Origin of the sequence: Streptomyces huiliensis (assembly GCF_020037025.1) — a bacterium.
In the GTDB taxonomy this organism is placed as follows: Bacteria; Actinomycetota; Actinomycetes; order Streptomycetales; family Streptomycetaceae; genus Streptomyces; species Streptomyces huiliensis.
This window is the reverse complement of sequence record NZ_JAIQLH010000476.1, coordinates 1-2,038: the sequence shown is the minus strand read 5'-3', so window position 1 is coordinate 2,038 and position 2,038 is coordinate 1. Positions and strand designations below refer to the sequence as shown.

At 74.1% G+C, this 2,038-nt stretch carries 3 protein-coding genes; all 3 read right to left on the bottom strand.

The window, feature by feature from the left end; genetic code table 11:
- Window positions 1-622 (bottom strand): ATP-binding cassette domain-containing protein (locus JNW98_RS35265; protein WP_223772343.1); only part of this gene is annotated, 622 nt, incomplete at its 3' end.
- Window positions 619-1,686, bottom strand: coding sequence for an ABC transporter ATP-binding protein (locus JNW98_RS35260; RefSeq protein WP_223772342.1), 1,068 nt, complete (start codon window positions 1,684-1,686; stop codon window positions 619-621). The genes JNW98_RS35265 and JNW98_RS35260, both read right to left, overlap by 4 nt.
- 49 nt (window positions 1,687-1,735) lie before the next feature.
- On the bottom strand, window positions 1,736-2,038 hold a 303-nt coding region (locus JNW98_RS35255; RefSeq protein ID WP_223772341.1), incomplete at its 5' end, for an ABC transporter permease subunit.

The window sequence follows — 2,038 nt, the reverse complement described above, 5'->3', positions numbered from 1 at the left end:
TGCCCAGGTCCCGCCGCAGCGTCTTCAGCAGGTTGACCACCTGGGCCTGGATGGACACGTCCAGCGCGGAGACCGGCTCGTCCGCGATGATGACCCGGGGTTCGAGGGCGAGCGCGCGGGCGATGCCGACGCGCTGCCGCTGCCCGCCGCTGAACTCGTGCGGGAAGCGGTTGTAGTGCTCGGGGTTGAGCCCCACGGTGTCGAGCAGCTCCCGGACCCGGGCCTCCCGGCCGCCACGCGGGCGGATGCCGTTGACCTCCATCGGTCCCGCGATGATCCGGCCCACGGTCTGCCGGGGGTTCAGGGACGAGTACGGGTCCTGGAAGATCATCTGGATCTGGGAGCGGACGGGCGCGAGCTGCCGGCGGCCCGCGTGGGTGATGTCCTCACCCTGATAGGTGATCCGGCCGGCGGTCGGTTCCAGCAGCCGGGTGAGCAGCCGCCCGGTGGTGGACTTGCCGCAGCCGGACTCGCCGACGAGCCCGAAGCCCTCCCCGGCCCGGACGGCCAGGTCGACGCCGTCCACGGCCCGTACCGCGCCCACCCGGCGCCGGACCGGGAAGCCGCCCAGGACGGGGAAGTGCTTGGTCAGCCCCTCGGCGACCAGGATGTCGTCCGTCATGCCTCGCTCCTCGGACCCGCCGGCGCGTCGATGAAGTCGGGGTGCCGCCGCCCCGGCGGCAGGTGGCAGGCCGCGCCGCGGCCGGCGGGCAGATCCGGGCGCTCGCCGGCGCAGCGGTCACCCGGCACCTCCCCGGTCCAGGCGCAGCGCGGGTGGAACGGGCAGCCGGGCGGCGGCGCCAGCAGACTGGGCGGCGCGCCCGGGACGGGGACCAGCGGCGCGTCCGGGTCGGAGGACAGCCTCGGCATCGAGCCCAGCAGGCCCCACGTGTACGGGTGACGCGGATCGCTCAGCACCTCCCGGACGGAGCCGCGCTCCACGGCCCGTCCCGCGTACATCACCAGCAGGTCGTCCGCCGTGCGGGCCACCACGCCCAGGTCGTGCGTGATGAGGACGATCGCCGAACCGGTCTCCCGCTGGAGCTCCTTGAGCAGGTCGAGGATCTGCGCCTGCACGGTGACGTCCAGGGCGGTGGTCGGTTCGTCGGCGATCAGCAGCTCGGGGTCGCAGACCAGCGCCATGGCGATCATGGCGCGTTGGCGCATGCCGCCGGAGAACTGGTGCGGGTAGTCGTCGACGCGCCGCGCCGGGTGCGGGATGCCGACCCGGTCCAACATCTCGACCGCCCGCAGCCGGGCCGCCCGCCGGGAGGCGCCGGTGTGCTTGCGGTACGGCTCCGCGATCTGCCGGCCGACCGTGTAGTACGGGGAGAGGGCGGTCAGCGAGTCCTGGAACACCATCGCGGCCTTGGCGCCGCGCAGCCGCTCCAGCGCGGACTCGGACGCGCCCGTCACCTCCTGCCCGTCCAGCAGCACCTGCCCGGTGACCTCGGTGGTGCGCGGGTCGTGCAGGCCGAGGACGGTCAGGGCGGTGACGGACTTGCCGGAGCCGGACTCGCCGACGATGCCGAGGGTGCGTCCGCGCTCCAGGCCGAGGGAGAGCCCGTCGACGGCCTTGACGACGCCGTCCTCGGTGCGGAAGCGGACGCGCAGGTCGCGGATGGAGAGGAAGGGCGGGGGCGGCTGCGCTTCCGCGGGGCCGGGCGGCGGTGGGGTGGCGTTCATCGGGGGGTGACTCCTCGCGTGTCCTGGGGGCGGCACCGGGACCGGCGCCTCAACCGAGCCGCACCCGCGGGTCGATCACCGCGTACGCCGCGTCGACGACGATGTTGGCGACGACGATCGCCGTACAGGCGACGAGCATCACGGCCATCAGCGTGGGCAGGTCCGTCTCGCTCACGGACGAGACGGCGAGCCGGCCGAGCCCGTGCAGGCTGAAGGTGAACTCGGTGACGATCGCGCCGCCGAACAGCGAGCCCAGGTCGATGCCGAAGAGGGTGACGATCGGCGTCAGCGCCCCCCGCCAGGCGTAACGGAAGAAGACCGTGCGGCGGCCGAGGCCCTTGGCGCGGGCGGT

Bases quoted from the DNA above. Each gene is read 5' to 3' on its own strand.
- JNW98_RS35260 (WP_223772342.1), bottom strand. From the start codon at position 1,686: ATGAACGCCACCCCACCGCCGCCCGGCCCCGCGGAAGCGCAGCCGCCC.